This is a genomic window from Plantactinospora solaniradicis, assembly GCF_042658085.1.
Classification (GTDB): domain Bacteria; phylum Actinomycetota; class Actinomycetes; order Mycobacteriales; family Micromonosporaceae; genus Plantactinospora; species Plantactinospora solaniradicis.
This window is the reverse complement of the sequence record NZ_JBHSPR010000001.1, coordinates 593,432-600,777: the sequence shown is the minus strand read 5'-3', so window position 1 is coordinate 600,777 and position 7,346 is coordinate 593,432. Positions and strand designations below refer to the sequence as shown.

Below are 7,346 nucleotides of genomic sequence, written 5' to 3'. Positions count from 1 at the left end.
GCCCGCCCGAAGACCGGGTTACCAGGTCAGTGACTGTGCTCCGCGTGCTCGGCGAGCTGCTTGCGCACGTCGTCCATGTCGAGCGCCTGCACCTGTTCGATCAGCGACTCCAGCGCCGACTCCGGCAGAGCGCCCGGCTGGGCGAAAACGATCACGCCATCCCGGACCGCCATGATCGTCGGGATGGAACGGATATCGAACTTCGCGGCGACTTCCTGCTGTGCCTCGGTGTCGACCTTGCCGAAGACGATGTCCTCGTGCTTCTCCGAGGAGCGCTCATAGACGGGTGCGAACCGCTTACACGGGCCGCACCAGTCGGCCCAGAAGTCCACCAGCACGATGCCCGGCTGCTCGGTCACCTCGTCGAAGTTCCCTGTGGTCAGCTCAACGGTCGCCATTGATCACTCCGATCACCGCAATTGGCCCTACGACTGGAGAACCTGTCCGGCCTCCCGTGAATTCCCCGGCACCCTGGGTTGAAACGGTCATCGTGGGGCGCGTCACGTTCGGATCCGGTATCGACAGCGGTCCCTTGTCGGGGGAATCCGGAACTGAAACATTCGTGACACAGTCGCGTGACAGAGGGTCATGGGAGCGTTTCCAGCGCTTGTGCTGGCCAGCCCGGGTGTGATCGGGAAACTTGCCGGTTGGCAAGCGGAAACAGGTGACATAACGGATGCCTCGTCGCGTACGACCGTTCACGTTCAGTAACATTACAAAAAGGTAACTGTGAGCCCCATCTCCCGTCCGCCCCTTCTGCGGAGTGGGTCGGATCGGGCAGAATCTTTCCCATCAGAGCGTGGGCGGCGGGTGCCGGGGAGGGCCCCGCCGCTCATTGCGTCCGGGGTCGGTTTCTCCGCTCCCGAGGATGCCTCAATTTTCGATAACGGTGCCGTCGGCGTACCCGGGTACCCGAGAAGTCGACGACGGACGCGGGCGGCGCGGTCGCGTCGGCCGTGGCGAGCAGGGCCGCCCACGCCACCATCGCTTTTCGGGGCGGAACGGGACCTTTTCCGCAGTGGCGGCATATGCTGACCCGGGAGGGCCGCCATGAGTCACACCGGATCTCCGGACTCGCCCGGCGCCACGCACGGCATGTGGCGCGCGACCACGGCCGGCTACGCTGCCGACCAATGGCAACTGCTCACCCGGCTGCCGGGCAGGGTGATCGTCGCGGCCTCGTCGACCGGGTCGGACAATCCGGTCCGGGCCGTCACCGAGGGACTCGCCGGCCTGGACGGCATCGCCGCGGGGAGGTCCTTCGACAGCGAGCTGGTCCGCGCGGTGGTCGCCGCGATCTACGCGGAATCCGACGACGGGCACTCGGCGCCGGCCCGGCCCGGCCAGCCCGACGGAGAACTCGCCGAACTGCTCCGGTCCTGTCGAGCCGCGGTCGAGGCGCTGGCCCGACACGCCGACCCGGCGGACTCGGCCGCGTACCGGCAGTGGGTGCAGTCCGTCGCCGCCCGGGTCTGCCGCGCCGCCGGTCCCGACGGCCGACCCCGACCCTTCGGCGATCCGGTGGACCCCGCGCAACGCCGGCTCCTGGATCAGCTGGGTGAGGCGCTGGGCCTGCGCTCGGCGGGCTGACCGGCGGGCCGTACCCTCTGCAGATCGTGGAGGGCGCCGAGGTCGAGGTCGAGGTGGGAGTCGGGCCATGGCCCGGCGAGCCGCCGACCGATCCGCGCTACGACCCGGAACTGCTGGCGTACGGCGACCGGCGCAACGTGGTCGACCGGTACCGCTACTGGCGCCGGGAGGCGATCGTCGCCGACCTGGACCTGCGGCGGCACGACTTCCACGTGGCGATCGAGAACTGGCAGCACGACTTCAACATCGGCACGGTGGTCCGGAACGCCAACGCCTTCCTCGCGGCCGAGGTGCACGTGGTCGGCCGTCGGCGGTGGAACCGGCGGGGCGCCATGGTGACCGACCGGTACCAGCACGTTCGGCACCACGAGACGGTCCAGGGCTTCCTGGACTGGTGCCGGTCGTCCGACCTGCCGGTGATCGGGATCGACAATCTGCCCGGATCGCGGCCGCTGGAGAGCGCCGTGCTGCCCCGCCGCTGCGTACTGCTGTTCGGTCAGGAAGGTCCGGGGCTGTCCGAGCCGGCCCGCGCCGCCTCCGCGGCGGTCTTCTCCATCGCCCAGTACGGCTCGACCCGGTCGATCAACGCGGGCGTGGCCAGCGGCATCGCCATGCACGCCTGGATCAGGGCGTACGGCGACCCGCCGCCCGACCAGCCCGCCTGACCCCCTCGGCCGAGCCGCTGCCAGAGGGCCCGTACGTGTCGGACGAAACCGCCCATTCCGGGTTAATCCGCCCCCAGCCACTCTTGTTGACCTCGGAAAACGCGTCCCGACCGTACGGAGAACGACCGAAAAGGCTGGTTTGCTTGACTCCGGGGCAGTAGTGCGGGGACTGTAGTTGTCGTGGGTGTTGCGGTGAGCTGTCCACGTTGCGGCGGTCCGGTCCGAGCGCCGGACCTGATGCACACTGCCTGGCGGTGTCCGGACTGCGGCCCGGTGTCCCCGTTGCACGTCGCGGAGCACATCGGGCCGGAGATCGTGGCCAGCACCATCGAGCGGATCATCATCGACCGGGGTATGCCCGACCCGGACGCGGCCGGCTCCGGTGCCCGTGCCACGCCCTCGTTGCCGCTGTGGTGTCCCTGGCCGCTCCCGCCGGGCTGGACCATGACCGGCGTCGGCTGGGCCGGCGACGACCGCGGCGGAGTCCGGGCGACCGCGGTGGCGTGCAGCGGGCCCACCCCGCTCGGTGGCGGACCGGCCGACCTGGTGCTCGTCGCCGAGGAGCCCGGCGTCGGCCTGGGCACCCGGCTCGCCGGCACCGCCGGACCCGACCCGGGTCCGGAACTCACCGAGGCGATCACCGAGCCCGGCCCCGGTCATCCCGAGCGGGTCGCGCACGCCAAGGTCCGGGCGGCCGGTCATCCGACTCCACTTTGGTCAGTCAAATCTCCGACAGACCGGAGCGCCTACGCCGGTGAAGCTCGGGGGATCTGGCTCTATGCGATAACCTGGCCGGCGAGCGCAGGCTACCTCCTCGCGGAAGACGTCGACCTACACGACTTGACCGAGTGGACACCGCCCGAGCTCGTGTACGGTGCTCCCTGCCCCTACCTGCACGGGAAGGTCTGAAATGGCCGGTCAGGCAGTGGAACAGGGCGCACGTGGTTTATTCACCGCAGGACAGCCGACTGATACTCTGGGTTTTGCCGCGGTTCGCAGCCCGGTACCGCACGGAGGGATGGCCCGCCATGCTTAAAAAGGTCTTCACCTGGGGCGGTATCGCCTTCCTGATCTTCTTCATCGCCTACCAGCCCTCTTCCGCCGCCGACGTCTTCAAGTCGCTGGGCGGAAGCATCCTGGACATCGCCCAGGGCTTCGGCGACTTCTTCACCGACCTCGTCGCTTAGCCGCGCATGGGCAATCCGTCGGGTGAACCCCCTGAGCCCGAGGACGACGCCGAGCGTCGACGGCGCGACCGGGACACCGAACCGATCCCACGGGTCCGACCCGACGAGGGTCCCGGGTTCGGCACCGGCCCGGACTACTCCGACGGGCCCTCCTATTCGGACGGCCCGGGCTACTCCGAAGGCGTCGGGTACGGCGGCGAGGAGCGTCGGGCCGGCACCCGGGGCTGGGTGCGTGATCCGGACCAGGGTCCGGAGATCTCCGAGGAGGAACTCGCCGGCCTCCGGGTCGACGCCTCGGGGATGCCGCTCGGTCCGCGGCGGGTCCTGCCGCTGGAGGACGAGCCGACCTCGCTGGTCGCGCGCTACCTCTTCCCCACCGAGCGGTACCGGGGCGAGTGGAAGCGGCACAAGATCTACCTGGCCACCCCGCTGCTGATCGGCCTGCTGGCCACCTTCGTGCTCGGCTACCTCTCCGGCTTCCTCGCCGGCCAGCAGGTGGGCACGTTGACCACCATCGCGGTGTTGATCTGGCTCGGCATCATGGGCTGGGTCGCCTGGCGGGTGGCGGACTGGTATTTCGACCGCTTCATCCTGACCAACAAGCGGGTGATGGTGGTCAATGGGATCATCACCCGACAGGTCGCGATGATGCCGTTGTTGCGGGTCACCGACATGAAATACGAACAGTCCCCACTCGGTCGGGCGCTCAACTACGGCACCTTCGTACTGGAGTCGGCCGGTCAGGAGCAGGCACTGCGGGAGATCAAGTACCTGCCCAACCCCAATGAGCTCTACCTCCGGGTCGTCGAGGAGATGTACGAGCCGCAGGCGGTCGAGGCCCGGTTGGGCAAGGAGGCCGAAGAGGCCAAGGCCGACGACGGTGCCTGAGACGCATTGACGGGGACGCGGGGCCGTTGACGGGCATGTGAGCTTGATAACGGGATCTGGCAACCGACTACGGCGCCGCAACCTTCTGCCCGAACATCGGATGGAATCGCACCTATCCGCCATGGACCTGACCGGTCCGGCTGTGGCAGCCTTCGATTGTCATGGCGGGGGGAGGCGACGGTGGCGCCCAGGCACTCGGTGGACGAGGAGTTTCGCGAGTTCGTCGCGGCGCGCTCGGCCGCCCTGCTGCGTACGGCGTATCTGCTCGCCGGCGACTGGGCGACCGCCGAGGACCTGCTCCAGACCGCGTTGACCAAGACCTACCTGGCCTGGAAGCGGCTCGGTGAGATCGAGGCGGTCGAGCCGTACGCCCGACGGGTTCTGATCAACACCGCGACCAGTTGGTGGCGGCGGCGCTGGCACGGCGAGCGCCCGACCGAGGTCCTGCCGGAGCGACCGGCCCCCGACCAGATCGAGGAACAGCTCGAACGCGACCGGCTGTGGCGACACGTCCGCACCCTGCCCGTACGCCAGCGGGCCGTTCTGGTGCTGCGCTTCTACGAGGACATGTCCGAGGCGCAGACGGCGGCGATGCTCGACATCTCCCCGGGGACGGTGAAGAGCCAGACCTCCCGGGCACTCACCACGCTCCGGCGCCGACTCGGGGCCGAGGCCGACATTCCGGTCACCTCGACCGACGGTGAGTTGGCACCCGTACCGGTCGGACGGATCGCCGCCGACGAGCAGTTCGAGGCGGCACGACCCGGCAGCGGTCGGTCGCCGGCTCCCGAACCGGTGGCCCCCCGGCCACGGCAGGTCGGCGCCCGGCGACCGGCGTCGCCCCTGGCCGTGCCGAGCACCCCCGTTCCGGCGGTCGGAGCGGAAGTTCGATGATCATGCTGGAAGATTCGCTGCGTGAGATGTTCACCGCCAGGGTCGAGGCGCCGCCGGTGGCGGACAACCCGGCCGGTGCGGTGATCCGGCGGGGGCGTTCGGCGCGGCGTCGGCGAGCGGTCGGCTCGTCGTTCGCGGTGGCGGCGGCGCTGGTGCTGGTCATCGCCGGTATGACCACGCTGGGCGGTGGCTGGTTCCCGGATCGGACCGGGCCGGCCAACGGGGTGGCGGGGTTCAGCGTCGATTCCGTCGATCCGTTCTCGACGGCGCCGGTCGACCCGCCCGTCGAACCGTCGGTGGCGGGCCGGAACACCGGAATCGGGCTCGACATCCGCAGCGGCGACCAGCTCTGGACCACCGACGGACGGCGGCTGAGTCTCACCGGGGTCGGCGAGGTGACCCGGGTCTACCGGGTGCCCGCCGGTTGGGTGTACGCCGGGGCCGGCAAGGTTCGTTTCCTCCGGCCGGACGGCTCCTCACTCTCGCTCAGCGGCGAGGACGACCGGTGGGTACTGAGCGCCGACGGCACCCGGTTCGCCTTCCAGATCGACACGACGGTCTACATCGCCGAGGTCACCACGGCCGGGATGGCGGTGGTCGGAGACGTCCCGGTGCCCGCCGACAGTTGGCCGGTGGCACTCACCGCCGATCGGGTGGTGATCTCCGACGGCCAGCACGGCTACGGATTCGTCAACCTGGCGCGGCCGGCCGCGCCGGCCCGGAACGCCGACGTGACGGCGGTCTACGGCCCCGGGGGCACGGATCTCGTGGGGCTGGTCCGGGAGGAGAACGGGACGCGGCACTGCCTGGCCAGGCTCGCTCCCGACAGCGGCAAGCTGCTGCCGGTACGCGTCGGCAGTTGCGCACTGGGGCTGGGCGGTACGGCTTCCGACGGCGGGCTGACCCCGGACGGCCGCTGGCTGGCCGAACGGCGTACCGCCGACGTGGCGTTGATCGACGTCGGACGCGCCCTGGCCGGCGGGACCGAATTGATCTCGTGTCCGGTCACCTCCGCCGTGACCCCGGTCTGGGCGGACGACCACACGGTGGTGACCGGCGACGAGGGGCGGGTCGTGCGCTGCCGTACCGACGGCACCGAGGAGGAAGTGCCGTTGCCCGACGGCGTCCAGGAGAGCTGGCAACTGGTGCCGAGACTGATGGCGCCGGCCGACGGCCGGTAGCGTCGGCGCGGTGACCATCCCCCAACCCGGAACGCCGGACGCGGGAGACCGTTCCGCCCGGATCGACCTGCACACCCACTCGACCGCCAGCGACGGCACCCTCACCCCCGAGGAACTGGTCGGCGCGGCCCGGGCGGCCGGGCTCGACGTGCTGGCGATAACCGACCACGACACCACCGGCGGCTGGGACCGGGCGGTGCGTGCCCGGCCGCCGGGACTCACCCTCGTCCGGGGGGCCGAGCTCTCCTGCCGGTGGTACGGCACCGAGCCGTCGATCCCGCTGCACCTGCTCGGCTACCTCTTCGATCCGGAGCACCCGGAACTGGTCGCCGAACTGACCCGGGTACGCGCGGCCCGGGAGGTACGCGGCGAACGGATCGTCGACCTGCTCCGCGCCGACGGCATCGACGTGAGCTGGCCGGAGATCCGGGCCAGTGCCGCCGGTGGCACCGTGGGGCGGCCGCACATCGCGCAGGCGCTGATCCGGGCCGGTCTGGTCACGACGACGGCGGAGGCGTTCACCCCGGACTGGCTCGGCGAGCGGTACCGGCTGCCCAAGGACGACATCGACGTGTTCCGGGCGATCCGGTTGGTCCGGCAGGCCGGCGGGGTGCCGGTGATGGCGCATCCCCGAGCCAGCCGACGGGGTCGGATCGTGCCGGACTCGTTGATCGCCGAGTTGGCGGCGGCCGGGTTGGCCGGTCTGGAGGCCGAGCACGAGGACCATTCGCCGGCCGAGCGGGCGCACGTACGGGCCCTCGCGGCCGAGCTGGGGCTGGTGGTCACCGGCTCCTCGGACTTCCACGGCACGCACAAGACCGTCCGGCTCGGCGCGTACACCACCGAGGTCGAGGCGTACCGGCGGATCGTGGCGGCGGCCAGTGGGGTCGCCGTGCTCACCGACCCCGGCTGACCTGCCCGGACCGTGGTCCGGGCCGGAC

The 7,346-nt window shown here is 70.6% G+C and carries 9 protein-coding genes; 8 read left to right on the top strand and 1 reads right to left on the bottom strand.

The window, feature by feature from the left end; all coding sequences use genetic code 11:
* Window positions 1–26: 26 nt before the first annotated feature.
* Window positions 27–398, bottom strand: coding sequence for a thioredoxin (gene trxA, locus ACFP2T_RS02720; protein ID WP_377416847.1), 372 nt, complete (start codon window positions 396–398; stop codon window positions 27–29).
* A 652-nt stretch (window positions 399–1,050) separates the two neighbouring features.
* Here trxA and ACFP2T_RS02715 point away from each other — a divergent pair.
* The 8 genes from ACFP2T_RS02715 to ACFP2T_RS02680 all read left to right on the top strand — a co-directional run bounded on the left by ACFP2T_RS02715 (window position 1,051) and on the right by ACFP2T_RS02680 (window position 7,318).
* Window positions 1,051–1,590 (top strand): hypothetical protein, encoded by a 540-nt coding sequence (locus ACFP2T_RS02715; RefSeq protein WP_377416845.1) that lies wholly within the window; start codon window positions 1,051–1,053, stop codon window positions 1,588–1,590.
* 26 nt (window positions 1,591–1,616) lie between these two features.
* Entirely contained in the window at window positions 1,617–2,255 is a 639-nt protein-coding gene (locus tag ACFP2T_RS02710; protein ID WP_377416843.1) for a TrmH family RNA methyltransferase, read from the top strand.
* A 237-nt stretch (window positions 2,256–2,492) separates the two neighbouring features.
* A complete protein-coding gene (locus ACFP2T_RS02705) occupies window positions 2,493–3,164 on the top strand; it encodes a DUF6758 family protein (protein ID WP_377417857.1) in 672 nt (223 codons plus the stop codon).
* Between the two features lie 119 nt (window positions 3,165–3,283).
* Window positions 3,284–3,442, top strand: coding sequence for a hypothetical protein (locus ACFP2T_RS02700; RefSeq protein WP_377416841.1), 159 nt, complete (start codon window positions 3,284–3,286; stop codon window positions 3,440–3,442).
* Between the two features lie 6 nt (window positions 3,443–3,448).
* On the top strand, window positions 3,449–4,330 hold the full coding sequence (locus ACFP2T_RS02695) for a PH domain-containing protein (protein WP_377416839.1): 882 nt from the start codon (window positions 3,449–3,451) through the stop codon (window positions 4,328–4,330).
* 180 nt (window positions 4,331–4,510) lie between these two features.
* Window positions 4,511–5,224 (top strand): SigE family RNA polymerase sigma factor, encoded by a 714-nt coding sequence (locus ACFP2T_RS02690; protein WP_377416837.1) that lies wholly within the window; start codon window positions 4,511–4,513, stop codon window positions 5,222–5,224.
* A complete protein-coding gene (locus tag ACFP2T_RS02685; protein WP_377416835.1) occupies window positions 5,221–6,405 on the top strand; it encodes a hypothetical protein in 1,185 nt (394 codons plus the stop codon). Before ACFP2T_RS02690 ends, ACFP2T_RS02685 begins: the two co-directional genes overlap by 4 nt.
* A 16-nt stretch (window positions 6,406–6,421) precedes the next feature.
* Window positions 6,422–7,318, top strand: coding sequence for a PHP domain-containing protein (locus tag ACFP2T_RS02680; RefSeq protein ID WP_377417855.1), 897 nt, complete (start codon window positions 6,422–6,424; stop codon window positions 7,316–7,318).
* Window positions 7,319–7,346 lie beyond the last annotated feature (28 nt).